A 16,168-nucleotide genomic window follows, 5' to 3' on the forward strand; every position below is an offset into this window, starting at 1 on the left:
AAGCAGCCTTCGCGAGCAGGCTCGCTCCCACAGTGGATCCGGGTCAGTCCCCAATATTTAACTCACAAGAGATCCCTGTGGGAGCGAGCCTGCTCGCGAAGGCGGTCTCAAAACCGAAAAACCACCTTCTCGCCCCGCGGAGCCCTCGATGAAAATCCGTTACAAGGTCAGCCTTGTGGCTGCTTGTGTACTGTTGGTAACGACCAGCCTGTTGTCGCTGGTCCAGGTAGAGCAGGTGCGCACGATCTTGCGTCACCAGGTCGAGGCGAACATTTCCGAAACGAGCAATGCGGTGGCACGCCAGATCGAAAACTGGCTCAACGGCAAGCTTCGCCTGATGGATCTGGCCGCCCAGGCGATCGACAGCCAGTACAGCGCGCAAGCGACCCAGCGAATCATCGATTCGCCCATGCTCAAAGATGAATTCAAGTTGGTATTCGGTGCCCTGGAGTCCGACGGCAAACCGATCAAGAACACCGCGTCCTGGAATCCGAAACCTGACTATGACGGTCGCACCCGCCCCTGGTATGCAACCGGCAAGGCGGGTCACCAGGCGGTGTTGACCGAACCCTACAAGGACTCCACCTCGGGTGAAATCCTGATTTCGGCTGTCACCCGGATCAGCGATGCCGGGCAGTCGCTCGGGGTGTTTGGCGGTGACATTCGCCTGACTTCGGTGGCCGATGCCATCAACACCCTGGATTTTGGCGGGGCCGGTTATGCGTTCCTGCTGAGCAAGAGTGGCAACATCATTTCCCACCCGGACGCGCAACTGAACGGCCAGCCCTACAGCGAGCTTTTTTCCGGAAACGCGCTGGCGCTCGATAGCCAGCTTCAAGAAGTCAACAGCGGTGGAAAATCCCGGCTGGTGTCCTTTATTCCGCTCACCGGTCTCAAGGGCATGGATTGGTACATCGGCGTGGTGCTGGACCAGGACATCGTCATGGCCGCCGCCCATGTCCTGACCTGGCGCGCCATCATCGGCACCGGCCTGGGCGTGTTGCTCAGCCTGTTGGTGCTGGGGCTGCTGGTCAGGCGCCTGCTCTGGCCGCTGGATCGGCTCAAGGCATCGCTCGCGGATATCAATCAAGGGAGCGGTGACCTGACCCGTGAATTACCGGTGCACGGCAATGATGAAATTGCCCAGGTCTCCGGGGAGTTCAATCGGTTGCTGCAGAATCTCAAGGCGCTGATCGGCGACGTGAAAAGTGGTTCGCAAAACGTCCGCGAGAGCACCACTGCAACCTCATGTGAGGCGGATCAGGCTGCCAGTCGGGTCCAGAACCAGTTGCAGGAACTGGATCAACTGTCCATCGCCATGCAGGAGATGGCCTCGACGGCCGAGGACGTGGCACGCAATGCCCAGACCGCGGCCGAGGCGGCGATTGCCGCCAACGAGGAAACCGAAGACGGCGTGGCGCTGGTCTCCCGGTCGACGGGGGCGATCAATCGCCTGGCGGTGGAGATGGACGACGCCGGTCGTGCCATCAACGAATTGTCCACCCTCAGTCAAAGCATCGAGTCGATCGTGGCGGTCATCACCGGCATCGCCGACCAGACCAATCTGCTCGCGCTCAATGCCGCCATCGAGGCCGCGCGGGCCGGAGAAACCGGACGTGGTTTTGCCGTGGTTGCCGACGAGGTGCGCTCGCTGGCCTCGCGTACCCAGCAATCGACCCAGGAAATTCGCCATATGATCGATCAATTGCAGGCCGGAGTAAGACACGCCCAGGCGCAAATGCAACACAGTCGCGACGCCGCCAGCAAGACGGCCGATGATGCCAATGCCGCCAACGCGACACTGGAGCGCATACGCGAAGCGATTTACCGGATCAACGACATGAACCTGCAGATTGCCGCCGCCGCGCAACAACAGAGCGCGACGACCGAGGAGATCAATCGCAACACGAGCAACATTCGCGATATCAGTCTGGAAGTCTCCGACAGTGCCCAAAGGCAGGTCCTCCAGTGTTCGGCGATGGCCGGGTACGTCGGTCAGCAGGACCAGTTGCTCAGCCGCTTCAGGATTTGAATTTTGTATTTTCCGGGAGGGCCTCATCGCGGTTTGGCAGGCACAGTCGCGAACCCTTGCCAGGTCGTCAGGTGCCTGGCTCGGAGGCATCCGCTGTATCACCGCTCGTTTCAGGGTTCAGGTAGTGCTGATTTTTTTCCCTGATCCGGCGGGCGGGCTCGTCGTAAAGAAACGGCAGAAACATGTAGCGCTGTCCTCGGGTGACCGCCGTCGCCTCGTGCAGCAACGAGCAAGAGAACACCACTGCGCCCCCCGGAGGAGCACTGTAGAGGCCCGAACCGAACTCCGGAAAGCGCAGCGAACCGCCCTCATATTCGCCGCTGTTGAGAAACAGCGAGACGGCAAAGCGCCGATGTTCCGTCCCCTTGGTGGTGTTGTCGCGGTGCGTACGGAAATGCCCGCCCTCATTGGCGTCATAACAACCGAGCAGATAGCGCTCCATCCGTGTCACCTGAAACTGGAAAGCCCTTTGGATTTGCGGAAACACCCGCTCTTGAATGCGGCGAATGCAGGCCTTGCGCAGTTCCTCGTCTTCAAGCACACAGTCGCGCCGAACCTTCTGCAGGTGCCAGAACACTTGGACGGTTTTGCCGCCGATGTCCTGCATAAACCCCGATGCCTTACCGCCCTGACTGCGGTAATAGTCGATCAGAGCCTGGCACAGTTTCGGCTCGAACACCCGCGGCAAGACCAACACCGGGGCCTGCAGGCCCGCCGTATAAGGCGCGCCAATCGCCGGCAAGCGCTCCAGCACCGCCAGCAATGCTGCCACGTGCGCATCCGCATCGGCGAGCAGCGGCAACACCGCGAGTACCCGCTGCATCGGGTCGAGTACATAGGTGACTTTCCGGTAGCCGCCATTCTCACGGAGCGCACCGTACAACCCACTCACGGCCCGGTCGAAATCCCAGAAGTAGCGAACCCCCGGCACAGAGGCCGATACCCGTCGCTGCCGCTCGTCTTCGGGATCGACTGTGACGCCGAAAAAAGACAGGTTGGTATCATCGAAACGACTGCGGCTCGCGGCCAGCAACGCCAACACTTTTGCGCTGACCGGATCGGTGCTGGAACCAAAGAAACACAGCACCAGGTAACGCCCGGCGACCGTATCGAACACAAAGCGCTCGCGCATTTCAGTACGACAGGTAAACCATGGGGCAGAGTCGCCCAAGCCCAGGGGTGCGATACGCATCGACGCTATTCTCCTTGCAAGCGGAACCAGGCCGTCAACCGGTCCTGCCAAGGGTAGTTCACAGCATGGCCACGTGCGGTTCGGCAGACGCCGCCGACCGTGTGCGTTGTGTTCTGGACGCCATCGACAGGAATGAAAAGCGCATCAAGATGACGCTTGCGGCGCTTCTGGCGCCAGCGTGACTCGGCGTCCGAAGCAGAAGAGAGGGTGCTCAACACAGCTCGCACCACAGCAGGACCATGCTTGTAGCCAAGCCGCTGGTAACGATCCCGATTCCAAGCATCACGCCGAACAGCAGAGTTTTTGCCCACATGGCTCGAATCTCCGGAAACCGCATTCAATGAATGCTTGAGTACAACTACCCAAGCAAAATGCAAGCCATTTGGCATTGGCTGGCCCGGGCTTGGCGATTGCACTGAAGCCGTCTCTTGGAGTCGTGAAAATTCCCCAACAAGGGGTTCCCTCACCCTACATTTTGGGCTTGAACACCCAAAGGCCGAGATTCTCCGGGTTCCTGGAAGTTTCCTGCCCCTCAACCCGTCAGGTGAGCCACGATTCTGTCGCCCCATGACGCGTGACTATTATGGGTCGGTTCTGTTGATAAAGTCGGTTTACCCAAACTGCCCGCCTATTGATCTGTGAAAACGCCTTTTCTGCACCAGCCAGAACAAGTTGAAAGCGGCATCAAGTCAGTGAAATGGACTGTTTATTACAATATTCAATATAGGCAGCGGACCGCATCGGTTTATGGAATATCCAACCCTGACCGAACTGAACGCCCTGTTCACGCAAAAAATCCGCTTGAGCGCATTCCTCGATACCTTCGGCAATCATATAAAGCCCAAGGCTGTGAGCCATATTGATGATGTGAAGAGCAACTTTTGAAGTGGCCGAATCCGTTGCCAACGTATCAACAAATATCTTGTCGATTTTTAACGCGTCAACCTTCAGGTTCTCCAGAAGCGACAAACTTGAGTACCCTGTTCCAAAATCATCGATATAAACCGGGTGTCCCGCGTTGCGCAAAGCGTCAATTACCGGTCGTGTCTGTTCAGCATCCATAAAGCCGCGCTCTGTAGCCTCGATGCAAATTTGTTTGGGTAACATCTTATAGCGGGCTATATAGTCGTTTAATAATGCGGGCACCCGCAGACTTTGCATATCTTGCGCAGATAGATTGATAGATATGTATAAATCAGGGCGGATGGCCAAGAATTCGCCCATTTCCTTGAACACCAGTTCAATCAGCAGATCCGTTAGCGGTTGTATCAAATCCAATGATTCCGCCAGAGGAATGAAAAGGTCGGGGGCCACGTAATGTCCGTCGGGCCTTTGCCAGCGCATGAGTGCCTCGGCGCCCACGCAGCGTCCGCTGGCTAAATCGACAATGGGTTGGAAGTGGACCTGGAACTGACGTAATCGCATGGCCTCCTGCATTTGATATTGAGGGGACGAAAAACGGCGATGGAGCTTCAGCAATACCCAGACCCCCAGGCCACTGATCAGTAAACCCAAGGGCAACCAGATCAGGAGTTGCGCTCGCCAGGCACTGTTTTGTGCCTGGAGCGGAGCATAGGCAACAATGGCAATAGGGAATTGCTTCGAGCGCTGGATGTTGAAAAACGCCTCGCTCTCGATGAAGTTTTCCGGCCCCTGGGTTAGCGCCTTTACCAGCAGATTGGGGTTCGTCTCAGGCCAGGCGGCGACCACCTTGTTAGTGTTGAGGTCGAGCACACCCAGTTGGATTTGGGCGTCTCGCGGGACGATATCAATGAAGGATATCGAATCAATGACTACAACGTGACGTCCAAACTGCAGATTGGTCATTGGCTTGTTGACGCCCACATCATTACTTGCCTGGTACCAGATAGAAAAACCATTCGGGCCTGTGGCGTCCGGTGCCTTTATCGCAACGCCGCCTCCGTCGTCGCGCATTGAGGAACAGCGAATTATTCTACCGTCCAGGAATAAAACCTCCTGAATATATCTATTTTCGAAAGAGACCTGGCGCAGTTTTAATAAATGCTCCGGACCACAGTCCTCCCCTTCAAATTTCTGCATTTTTTCCAGTGCCGATTTCGCTTGTTCCAGGACATGCTCCGTGCGAATCAACGTCTGAGAGGTGAACTCGCGCACACCCGAAAGCATTAACTTTTGGGCCTGCACAGTAGAGATGTAGACGCTAAGACTTAGCGGTCCGAAGATAATCAGGAAGAGCAAGCAGAACGTGAGTGAAACCAATTGCCTTTTCCCCACGGCATGCTCCTTTTCTACCTATCAAGCCTTCAGCTCCCAGGCCAGTACGTCAGGACCGGTTATGGCCGACCACTGCTTTGGCTCGCGGGCCCGCGAAGGCCCAGATGACCAGGCCGATCACGGGAAGCAATGCAATCAGCGCCACCCAGAGCACTTTCTTGAGGATTTCGGCATCGCTTCTCACCACATGGATGATCGCCCAGATATCTGCGACAAAAATGGCGAAAGCGACAAGGTCGTACAAGAAAGAACCCATGGAAACACTCCGATGCGATGGTTTGCAGCTGAGAATAGGCAAAATGCTCCGCTGATCAAGGCGAAAGCGACTTAAATCGGGAACTTGCGATACTGCCTCAATCTTCCAGCAGCAAACGGCCCGTCACTGAGCGGGCTTTTCTGTATCTGCGACATCCTTTTCACTAATTACTCACAGAACAAGGCGCAGATTACCCCTGCTCCTTTCAAGAATTCCCATTTGGCCCGCCCGCATGCGGGCCATTTTTTTTGGAGGTGGTTCAGCCTCTCAGTCACCCAATCGAAACAGAGAGCCTGGCTCAAGGGCCGGGGGTAAGGGGCAGGACGAAATGTATTTCGAGGCCAGGGAAGAGCGCCGAACGGTCGACGCCCTCGTTCTTCCCGATCTCGAAAATACCGATCCATCCACGCCCTGCCGGTCAGTGCACGTCCTCGATCTGCCCAGCGTCCCGCCCTGGTTCCCCAACCAGGAGCATGGCGCCTACACAGTCGCCCTCGTCATTTATCGCCCCCCTGCGATGACGATTGTGGCCGTTTCTCGGCACTCTCTTCGGCGTTGGGAGCTTCGGGGAAACTTCCTGGCATGAACACGTGGGTCTGTAAGTCGCTGGTATCGACGTCGGCGACGCCATGAACCGCACGGGCCAGAGCGATGGCCTGGTCACATTGTCTGTGGGTGTTGACCCGGCCGCTCAACACAACCTTTCCCGCATAGGTTTTGACATTGATATGCAGGCCAAGGCTCGGTTCGGCAATCGACAGGGCCGATTTCACCTTGGCGGTAATCCAGGTGTCATGGACGGCCAATTCCAGATTGTGAGAGTAATGCTGTAAAGAGTGAAGTTTCATGACTGAATCCTCTTTTGCGTCATCAAGCGTACCTACCCCCCCATTTATTGTGCCGCCCTCTGCCCGTCAGGCGAGCGTTACAGATATCTGATGCATTGGTGTACTCGCCACGCAAATATGGACACATATTTAATTATAGTGCGGCCCTGACCGCCCATCTCTGTCCTTCTCGACCGGTGAATCCACAATCCATGGCGGCCGCTCAATAGACTGAACCTGGTCGACACCCACCGAAGCTCAACAATATGCGCAGGGACAGCCCGCAACTCAGGACTGTTGTCGATGAATTTGTCACGCAACATCGTGAAGGAAACCTGGCGGGAAACATGATCCTGATTCGCTTTCTGAAGAACGCGAAGTACTTCAAGGACGCCGCATCCGAGTGGGCGACATCAGACAAACCCGGGCGAACATCGAAGCCTGGGTCAAATACATGCGCTTGATGATTGACCGCTACTACAAGGACGAACCGATGACCGATCTGGACAAGGTCCTGTTCACTTTTGCCTCTTACAACGCCGGTCCTGCCAGGGTGGCGCGGTTGCGCGAGGAAGCCATCAAGCGTGGCCTGGACCCCAACATTTGGTTCCACAACGTCGAATACATCGCCGCCGACCGCATTGGTGCCGAGCGCGTTCCGCCCTTCAACCAATCGCCTGAAAACAAAAGCCCTCAGTGTTCAAGCGCTGAGGGCTTTTGCGAGTAGCTCGACGTGTTACCTGGTTTTTATGATTTGTGGTGGCTCCCAGGTGCCGGCAAGAATCGATGGACTCTTTTCCTGTGGCCAGTACATGCGCATCATGGGGATAAAGTCACCCTTGGGTGCCGGAAGCCAGTTGGCTTCCTTGTCCTTGCCCGGTGATGTTTCCTGGAAGTACAGGGTCAGTGAGCCGTCTGGGTTGTACTTGAGGTTGTCGCGCGGGCTGACAGTGAACTTGTTGAGTGCGTTTGGTACGAACCACCAGCCTTGGTCGATCATGTACATGGTGATAGACCAGAAGCCATCCACCGGCGGAGTCTGACCTTTGGCGAAGGTCAGAGTGTAGTTGTTGGCACCATTGAGGGTCTGGCCATGGCTATCAACGGTGGTATAGGGATAGACGGCATCTTTTTCCTGATTGGCCGGCCAGCCAAAGGCAGCGACCACCGCGCGCTTCATGTAGTCAGTGCCATACTCGCCAAGACCTACGGCGAAGATCCAACCATTGATTGATTTGCCCAATGCCTCCTTGTTGGCACTGATTTTCGCCAGCGCGGTTTGCGGCAGGTTTTTCAGGCCTGCCTGTACTGCCGGGTCGAGCTTGCTGATATCGAATTGCTTGCACGGTTCGATACCAATGGTGGCCATGCGTGCCAGAATCGGCGCATCTTTGGCGGCCGGTGGCGCGTCCTTGCACATCAAGCTGGCGAGCTTGTTGAAGTAGGTTGAGGTGTCCATGCCGAGAAGAACTTCCTGCGGCTTGGCGGTCATGCTGAAGCCCGGATTGGGATCAACTGCTGCAGCTTTCGGTGTGTAAGGTTTACCCCAGGCCGATAGCGGGGTGATCTTCAACTGATCTTGCAGGGCGTTGACGGCCTGGTAGTCCGCTTCAGTGCCATCGGCATAGGTGCGACCGAGGATCAACATTTTGTTGGTAGCCACTTTGATGCGGGTCATGCCAGCTGGCACCGTGCCCTCCCAACCTGGGCCGGTCAGCAGGTAGTTGGCCGCTTTGCCGCCAGTGACGCGTGCGCCTGGAGCGTCGAAGTCGGTCATCCACAGGTCGTACATCGGCATCAGGTAGTAACGCTTGCCCATATCCGGGTGGCTGAACACCTGAGGCTCGCTCAGGTCAATCCAACCCATTGAATACAGTGTGTCGGCATTGGGGGCCGAGACGCCGCGGAAATCGGCTGGCGGGTAGCGCTTGACGTTGATGAATTGACCTGTTGGAGCATGCAGACCTTCGGCTTTGTCGACATTGGTCGACTGCACACGGGTAACCTCGGTGGTCAGCAGCGAGTAGCCGTAGATATAGGCGTCCTCGGCAACTTTCAGCGCCTCATCCTTTTCGGAAGCGGTTGCGTGGCCGCCCACCATGATAGCGGAAGCCAATACGGCGGTTGACATGACCCTCATAAGCTGTCTCCTTGACTGTATAACGACGTTTTATTAGCCAAGGTCCAGCATAGATTGGATACAAAAATTTGCTGCACGTGAGAATGGTTTATCCGCCACCCGTTGTTAAACGATCTATTGATTCAACTCCCTCACATACCCTTGGCAAGCTCGCAGCCCAATCAGTCCCCGATCGCCAAGGTTCATGGACGCTGGATGCCCTCCGCTGATGTGGGAGCCGGAGGGCGAGCCGAGGCACTTTTGCCGGTAATGCCAGCGTTACGACAACATCTCCTCTAGACGACGCGATTCAAGTCGAATCGGTCCAGGTTCATCACTTTGGTCCACGCAGCGACGAAGTCATTGACGAACTTCTGTTGCGCATCGGCGCAGGCATAGAATTCGGCCAGCGCACGCAACTGCGCATTGGAACCAAAGACCAGGTCGACCCGCGTCCCCGTCCACTTCACTGCACCGGTCTTGCGATCACGCCCTTCGAACTCCTGCCGGGCATCCGACACCGGCTTCCACTCCACCCCCATATCCAGCAGGTTGGTGAAGAAGTCGTTGGTCAGCGCCTCCGGCCGTGAGGTGAATACACCGTGTTTGCTTTGGCCGACATTGGTGTTCAATACCCGCAGCCCACCCAGCAACACGGTCATTTCCGGCGCGCTGAGCGTCAGCAGTTGCGCCTTGTCGATCAGCAAGGATTCGGCCGGCACGCGGTACTGGGTTTTCAGGTAATTACGGAAACCGTCGGCAACAGGCTCAAGGAAACCGAAGGATTCGACATCGGTCTGTTCCTGACTGGCGTCCATGCGTCCCGGGCTGAACGGCACTGTCACGCTGTGGCCGGCATTTTTCGCCGCCTGTTCCACGCCCACGCCACCGGCGAGCACGATCAGGTCGGCCAGGGAGATTTTCTTGCCACCGGTTTGCGCGCTATTGAACGCCTTCTGGATGCCTTCGAGTTTGCTCAGCACGTTGGCCAGTTGCGCCGGCTGGTTGGCCTGCCAGGACTTCTGCGGCGCCAGGCGCAGACGTCCGCCGTTGGCGCCGCCGCGCTTGTCGGAACCACGGAAGGTGGATGCCGCCGCCCAGGCGGTCGATACCAGTTGCGAGACCGACAGCCCGGTGGCCAGCACCTTGCTTTTCAGGTCTGCCACGTCGCTGTCATTGACCAGCGGATGATCGACCGCAGGGATCGGGTCTTGCCACAGCAGTTCTTCAGTCGGCATTTCCGGGCCGAAGTAGCGCGAGAGCGGGCCCATGTCACGGTGAATCAGCTTGTACCAGGCGCGCGCGAAGGCATCGGCCAACTGGTCTGGGTTGGCCAGGAAGCGCCGCGAAATTGGCTCATAGATCGGATCGAAGCGTAGCGACAGGTCCGTGGTCAGCATGGTCGGATCACGCCGTTTGGATGGATCGTGGGCATCCGGAATGGTGCCGGCGCCGGCGCCGTTCTTCGGCTTCCACTGGTTTGCCCCCGCCGGGCTCTTGGTCAGTTCCCATTCATAACCGAACAGGTTCTCCAGATAGTTGTTGCTCCACCGGGTTGGCGTGGTCGTCCAGGTCACTTCCAGGCCACTGGAGATGGTGTCGCCACCTTTACCGGTACCGAACGTGCTCTTCCAGCCCAGCCCCTGCAGTTCGAGGCCGGCGGCTTCGGGCTCAGGTCCGACATGGTCGACAGGACCGGCACCGTGGGTTTTGCCGAAGGCGTGACCGCCCGCGATCAGCGCGACGGTTTCCTCGTCGTTCATGGCCATGCGCGCGAAGGTTTCACGGATATCCTTCCCGGCGGCGACCGGATCAGAGTTGCCTTCAGGGCCTTCGGGGTTTACGTAAATCAGACCCATCTGCACGGCGGCGAGGGGCGTTTCCAGATTGCGCTCTACGGGAGCTTGCGCGGCATCTTTGCCATAACGCACGTCGCCACCCAGCCACTTGCTTTCCGAGCCCCAGTAGACGTCTTCGTCCGGTTCCCAGACATCCGGGCGGCCAGCGGAAAAACCAAAGGTCTTGAAGCCCATGGATTCAAGGGCGACGTTACCTGTGAGGACGATCAGGTCGGCCCAGGAGATTTTGTTGCCGTACTTTTGCTTGATCGGCCAGAGCAACCGACGGGCCTTGTCGAGGCTGACGTTGTCCGGCCAGCTGTTGAGCGGTGCAAAGCGTTGCTGGCCGGAGCCGGCGCCACCCCGGCCGTCACCGGTGCGATAGGTGCCGGCGGCGTGCCAGGACATGCGGATAAAGAAAGGCCCATAGTGACCGAAGTCCGCCGGCCACCAGTCCTGGGAATCGGTCATCAGCGCAGTCAGGTCTTTTTTCAGCGCCTGGAAGTCCAGGCTCTTGAAGGCTTCGGCATAGTTGAAAGCGCCCCCCAACGGGTCAGACTTGGGCGAGTGCTGACTCAAGATCTTCAGGTTCAGTTGGTTCGGCCACCAGTCGCGGTTCGTCGTGCCACCGCCAGCGGCGTGATTGAACGGGCATTTCGATTCAGTTGACATGGCATCTCCTCTTTATTTGTTTTCAGCTAACCACCCTTGAGCGTGGATCCGGATCACCGATTGATGAAATAGCTTTTCGGTATGGGATCCATAGCCACACGGCTATGACAGGCCCGTGAACAGTCGCTCCAGCACATCCATTAAAGTACCGGTCCGGGGAACTGTCGCTTCATCTGTGGAGATAGCTGATAAACAGCGCAACTTCGCAACGGGATGCAAGATCATCAAGGTCGCGGACCGGGCGCTTCTGCACACAATGAAAAACCGGCCTTTCAGCCGGTTTTTTGTGTCGCTCAACAGCACTTCGGTCCGGCCTTGTTGCCGTAACGGGCCTCCTGGCGCTCGCGGAAGAACGCCTCGTAGTCCATCACCGGTTTGTCCGGGTGCCTGGTCTGCATATGCTCGACGTAGTTGTCGTAGTCGGGCATGCCGACCATCAGGCGCGCGGCCTGACCGAGGTATTTACCCAGGCGACTCAGGTCATTGAACATACCGCCCTCCTCGCTTATGCATTCGGCACAGCCTTGAATGGCGCTTCTTTATCCGTACGCTCTTTGCTGCCCCAGGCGGAAATACCGACCCTGAGCGCGAAGAACAGGATGCTGAACACCACGAACAGGAACAGCGCAGTCAGCGTCGCGTTGGTGTAGGCGTTGAAGATCACGTGCTGCATCTGGTCGATGCTCTTGGCCGGGGCCAGCACCTGGCCGTTGGCCAGGGCATCGCTGTACTTCCTGGCCAGGGCGAGGAAGCCGATCGCCGGGTTGGCATCGAACAGCTTGATGAAACCGGCGGTGGTGGTGCAGATCAGCAGCCAAATGGCCGGCAGCAAGGTCACCCACACGTAACGCTGACGTTTCATCTTGATCAGCACCACGGTGCCGAGCATCAGCGCGATACCGGCCAGCATCTGGTTGGAGATACCGAACAACGGCCACAAGGTGTTGATACCACCCAATGGGTCGATCACGCCCTGGTACAGCAGATACCCCCACATGGCCACGCAACCTGCCGTGGCAATCAGGTTGGCGGTCCAGGACTCGGTGCGGCGCAGGGCCGGCACGAACGAACCGAGCAAGTCCTGCAGCATGAAGCGACCGGCACGGGTACCGGCATCCACGGCCGTCAGGATGAACAGCGCTTCGAACAGGATCGCGAAGTGGTACCAGAACGCCATGGTGTTCTCGCCCGGCAACACGTGGTGCAGGATCTGCGCGATCCCCACCGCCAGGGTCGGCGCACCGCCGGCGCGGGCCAGGATGGTGGTTTCACCGATGTCATGGGCGACCGCTTGCAGCGCGTCCGGGGTGATGGCAAAACCCCAACTGCTGACGGTTTGTGCAACGGCAACCGCATCGGCACCCACCACGGCGGCCGGACTGTTCATGGCGAAATACACGCCCGGATCGATCACCGAGGCGGCGACCATGGCCATGATCGCCACGAAGGACTCCATCAGCATGCCGCCGTAACCGATGTAGCGGGCATGCCCCTCACTGGCGAGCAACTTCGGCGTGGTACCGGAAGCAATCAGCGCATGGAAACCCGAGACCGCGCCACAGGCGATGGTGATGAACAGGAACGGGAACAGACCGCCTTTCCACACCGGACCGGTGCCATCGATGAACTGGGTCAGCGCCGGCATTTTCAGCTCGGGCATGGTCACCAGGATGCCGATGGCCAGGGCCACGATGGTGCCGATTTTCAGGAAGGTGGACAGATAGTCACGGGGTGCCAGGATCAGCCACACCGGCAACACGGCCGCGACAAAGCCGTAGCCGATCAGCATCCAGGTGATCTGCAGACCGGTAAAGGTAAAGGCCTTGGCCCACACCGGATCCGCGGCTATCTGCCCGCCGAGCCAGATCGAACCGAGCAGCAACAGCACGCCGATGACAGAGATTTCACCGATGCGGCCCGGACGGATGTAGCGCATGTACACGCCCATGAACATCGCGATTGGCACGGTTGCCATCACCGTGAACATGCCCCACGGGCTTTCGGCCAGGGCCTTGACCACGATCAGCGCCAGCACCGCGAGGATGATGATCATGATCAGGAAGCAACCGAACAGCGCGATGGTACCGGGGATGCGGCCCATTTCCTCGCGGACCATGTCGCCCAGGGAGCGGCCGTTGCGGCGGGTCGACATGAACAGGACCATGAAGTCCTGCACCGCACCGGCCAGCACCACGCCGGCGATCAGCCACAGCGTGCCGGGCAAGTAGCCCATTTGCGCCGCCAACACAGGACCGACCAGCGGCCCCGCACCGGCGATGGCCGCGAAGTGGTGGCCGAAGAGTACGTGTTTGTTGGTCGGTACGTAGTCCAGACCATCGTTGTTGAGTACAGCGGGAGTGGCCCGATTGGGATCGAGCTGCATCACTTTGTTGGCGATGAACAGGCTGTAGTAGCGGTAGGCAACAAGGTAGATGGCGACGGCTGCGACTACGATCCACAGGGCGTTGATCGCTTCGCCGCGGCGCAGGGCCACGACACTCAGCGCAATCGCTCCCAGGACAGCCACGGCAAACCAGGCGAGGTGTTTAGCCAGACGGGGCATAGCGTGTCTCCTGCCACAGCCAGTGAACTGCGGCGGTAATTTTTATAATTGTGTCCGCGGTGCGGAGCTGGCCCAATATCCGCGCATGCCGTCCACAAATAAATCCGCGTTACTACGTACGTGGCGTCTACGTAGTTCTACGTAGACGCCACGATCTCCCTGTCCTTCAACATCACGGTTGTCTGACAGGACGCCTTCGCGAGCAGGCTCGCTCCTACAGGGCGTATCTTTGGCATATGATCCCGAGCCTTCGCGCGGGCAGGAGTCACCATGCAGCTCAAACACAAGATCGTCGCCCTCGGGATTCTGCCGCTGGTGCTGGCCATTGCCGTCATCTGCGCGCTGGTGATTTCCCTCAACCGCCAACTGGGCGATCAACAGGCGCAATTGATCGAAGACAGCATTCTGGCGAGCAAGCGTGCGGAGCTGAAAAACTACGTGGAAATGGCCCAGAGCCTGATCGCCCCCCTGTACGACGACGGCCACGGCGACGCCCGTGCCCAGCAACAAGTGCTGGAGGAACTGCGCAAGCTCAGCTTCGGCATCAACGGCTACTTCTTCGTCTACGACCGCGAAGGCCGCAGCCTGATGCATGCGCGCCAGTCGGAACTGGTAGGCCAATACCTGTGGGACATGAAGGACCCCCATGGCCTGCCGGTTATCCAGGCGCTGCTGCAAAGCGCGCAATCGGGCGAAGGCTTTCAGCGCTACGCCTGGAACAAGCCCTCTTCCGGCCGGGTGACCGACAAGCTCGCCTATGTGGTGATGCTCGATCGCTGGGGCTGGATGCTCGGCACCGGCATCTACCTCGAAGACGTCGAACGCGCCACCCAGCAGGCCCGCGCCGAAGTGGCCATGGGCATCCGCAAGACCATGATGGCGATTGCCGTGGTCGCCCTCGTCGCGGTGCTGTTCGTGTTCGCCACCGGCATGACCCTCAACGTCAGCGAACATCGCCTGGCGGACAAGAAACTGCAGCGCCTGACCCAGCGCCTCGTCAGCCTGCAGGAAGAGGAGCGATCGCGGGTGTCCCGCGAACTGCACGACGGCATCAGCCAAGTGCTGGTCTCGATCAAGTTCCAGTTCGAACTGGCCAGCCATCTGCTGGAACGCGAACAAGCCGACGACAAGGGTTTGAACACGCTCAGAGACGCCACCGAACGCCTGGGCGATGCCATCGGTGAAGTGCGCAGCCTCTCCCACGACTTGCGCTCTTCCTTGCTCGACACCCTCGGCCTGCCGGCGGCCATCGGCCAATTGGCCGCCGAATTCGAACAGCGCAGCGGGCTGACCGTGACCTATGACGAAAATGAATTCGACTGCCTGCTGGTCGACGGCGCGGCTGTGTCGCTGTTCCGTATCGTCCAGGAAGGCCTGACCAATATCGAGCGCCACGCCCAGGCGAAGCACGTTTCCATTACCCTGCGCGGCTGCGACGAATCCGTGCGGCTGACGGTGGTCGATGACGGCATCGGCTTCAACGTCGCCCAGGTCGAACGTCGTCAGGCCGGCATTGGTTTGCGTAACATCCGCGAACGCGTCGAACATTTTGGCGGTCGCTTCGATTTGATCTCGATGCCGGGCAGAAGCGAGCTGGATGTATGGCTGCCAATGAATCCAGGCACAAAACGCTGAGCCTTGCGCAAAACTACAAGAGTGAATATTGCGATGAACCTGCCCTCCCCGATCCGCGTCGCCCTGGTCGACGATCACTCCCTGGTCCGCGACGGCATCAAGGCGCTGCTGGCCGTGATGTCGCCCCTGGAAATGGTCGGCGAAGCGGAAAACGGCGCCGAGGCCATCGAGATGGTCGGACGCTGCCAGCCGGACCTGCTGCTGGTGGACATCAGCCTGCCGGACATGAACGGCCTGGAGTTGACACGCGTGTTGCGCAGCCAGCACCCGTCGCTCAAGGTGCTGGTGCTGAGCATGTACGACAATTACGAATACGTGAGTGAATCAGTGCGCTCCGGCGCCAGCGGCTACGTGCTCAAAAACGCCCCGTCGCGGGAAATCATCGCCGCCATCGAAGCCATCAGCAGCGGCGGAACCTTCTACAGCGCCGAAATCGCCCAGCGCCTGATCGCCGACAGGAACACCGACAACGAACTGACCCCGAGGGAAAGCCAGGTGCTGTCGAAGATGGCGCAAGGGCTGAACAACAAGGAAATGGCCCGGGAACTGGACATCAGCGTGCGCACGGTGGAGACGCACCGCTTGAGCATTCGGCGCAAACTCAACATCGACAAGCCGGCGGCGCTGGTCAAGTACGCCATCGATCATGGCCTCATTTCCCGCTAGCTCCGCCGCCCTACTAATGAAATGGCTACCCCCGCCGCACCCCCTGTGATCGCTCACTAAGCTTTCACAGGGGGCTAATCGGAGATCATTGCCATGAACAACGTTGCTATCG

General features: G+C 58.6%; 11 protein-coding genes and 3 pseudogenes. 6 read left to right on the forward strand and 8 right to left on the reverse strand.

Translation table 11 applies throughout. The features are described 5' to 3' along the window. Positions 1-148 precede the first annotated feature (148 nt). Together CAG47_RS29505 and CAG47_RS29510 are read left to right on the forward strand one after the other, a co-directional pair. A pseudogene (locus tag CAG47_RS29505) lies at positions 149-1,174 on the forward strand (cache domain-containing protein); the annotation flags it as partial. 339 nt (positions 1,175-1,513) lie between these two features. Then, positions 1,514-2,032, forward strand: a pseudogene (locus CAG47_RS29510) (methyl-accepting chemotaxis protein); the annotation flags it as partial. A gap of 67 nt (positions 2,033-2,099) precedes the next feature. Here CAG47_RS29510 and CAG47_RS27255 read toward each other — a convergent pair. The 3 genes from CAG47_RS27255 to CAG47_RS27265 all read right to left on the reverse strand — a co-directional run bounded on the left by CAG47_RS27255 (position 2,100) and on the right by CAG47_RS27265 (position 5,736). Next, on the reverse strand, positions 2,100-3,224 hold the full coding sequence (locus tag CAG47_RS27255; protein ID WP_085729387.1) for a redoxin domain-containing protein: 1,125 nt from the start codon (positions 3,222-3,224) through the stop codon (positions 2,100-2,102). A gap of 684 nt (positions 3,225-3,908) precedes the next feature. Beyond that, a complete protein-coding gene (locus tag CAG47_RS27260; protein ID WP_085729388.1) occupies positions 3,909-5,480 on the reverse strand; it encodes an EAL domain-containing protein in 1,572 nt (523 codons plus the stop codon). Between the two features lie 49 nt (positions 5,481-5,529). Next, positions 5,530-5,736 carry a PLD nuclease N-terminal domain-containing protein gene (locus tag CAG47_RS27265; protein WP_085729389.1) on the reverse strand — a complete coding sequence of 69 codons (207 nt, stop codon included), beginning with the start codon at positions 5,734-5,736 and terminating at the stop codon, positions 5,530-5,532. 304 nt (positions 5,737-6,040) lie between these two features. Between CAG47_RS27265 and CAG47_RS29195 the strand changes: the two are divergent. After that, positions 6,041-6,148, forward strand: a pseudogene (locus CAG47_RS29195) (hemerythrin domain-containing protein); the annotation flags it as partial. 85 nt (positions 6,149-6,233) lie between these two features. Here the strand turns inward: CAG47_RS29195 and CAG47_RS27275 are convergent. Continuing rightward, complete coding sequence (locus tag CAG47_RS27275; protein ID WP_085729390.1) at positions 6,234-6,584, reverse strand: BON domain-containing protein; 351 nt, start codon at positions 6,582-6,584, stop codon at positions 6,234-6,236. Positions 6,585-6,966: 382 nt separating this feature from the next. On the opposite strand from CAG47_RS27275, the gene CAG47_RS27280 reads away from it, so the two are divergent. Then, on the forward strand, positions 6,967-7,290 hold the full coding sequence (locus CAG47_RS27280; RefSeq protein WP_218190694.1) for a hypothetical protein: 324 nt from the start codon (positions 6,967-6,969) through the stop codon (positions 7,288-7,290). Between the two features lie 9 nt (positions 7,291-7,299). On the opposite strand, the gene CAG47_RS27285 is transcribed toward CAG47_RS27280, so the two are convergent. The 4 genes from CAG47_RS27285 to CAG47_RS27300 all read right to left on the reverse strand — a co-directional run bounded on the left by CAG47_RS27285 (position 7,300) and on the right by CAG47_RS27300 (position 13,755). Continuing rightward, positions 7,300-8,703: a DUF1254 domain-containing protein gene (locus CAG47_RS27285; protein ID WP_085729391.1), complete on the reverse strand. Its 1,404-nt coding sequence runs from the start codon at positions 8,701-8,703 to the stop codon at positions 7,300-7,302. Between the two features lie 275 nt (positions 8,704-8,978). Then, complete coding sequence (gene katG, locus CAG47_RS27290) at positions 8,979-11,192, reverse strand: catalase/peroxidase HPI (protein WP_085729392.1); 2,214 nt, start codon at positions 11,190-11,192, stop codon at positions 8,979-8,981. Between the two features lie 293 nt (positions 11,193-11,485). Next, complete coding sequence (locus CAG47_RS27295) at positions 11,486-11,683, reverse strand: YbdD/YjiX family protein (protein WP_085729393.1); 198 nt, start codon at positions 11,681-11,683, stop codon at positions 11,486-11,488. A gap of 14 nt (positions 11,684-11,697) precedes the next feature. Beyond that, positions 11,698-13,755 carry a carbon starvation CstA family protein gene (locus CAG47_RS27300; protein ID WP_085729394.1) on the reverse strand — a complete coding sequence of 686 codons (2,058 nt, stop codon included), beginning with the start codon at positions 13,753-13,755 and terminating at the stop codon, positions 11,698-11,700. 270 nt (positions 13,756-14,025) lie between these two features. Between CAG47_RS27300 and CAG47_RS27305 the strand changes: the two genes are divergently transcribed. Together CAG47_RS27305 and CAG47_RS27310 are read left to right on the forward strand one after the other, a co-directional pair. Beyond that, entirely contained in the window at positions 14,026-15,390 is a 1,365-nt protein-coding gene (locus CAG47_RS27305; protein WP_085729395.1) for a cache domain-containing protein, read from the forward strand. A 33-nt stretch (positions 15,391-15,423) separates the two neighbouring features. After that, complete coding sequence (locus tag CAG47_RS27310; RefSeq protein WP_085729396.1) at positions 15,424-16,056, forward strand: response regulator transcription factor; 633 nt, start codon at positions 15,424-15,426, stop codon at positions 16,054-16,056. The last annotated feature ends 112 nt before the right edge of the window (positions 16,057-16,168 follow it).

It is taken from the genome of Pseudomonas sp. R37(2017) (genome assembly GCF_002113375.1).
Taxonomy (GTDB): domain Bacteria; phylum Pseudomonadota; class Gammaproteobacteria; order Pseudomonadales; family Pseudomonadaceae; genus Aquipseudomonas.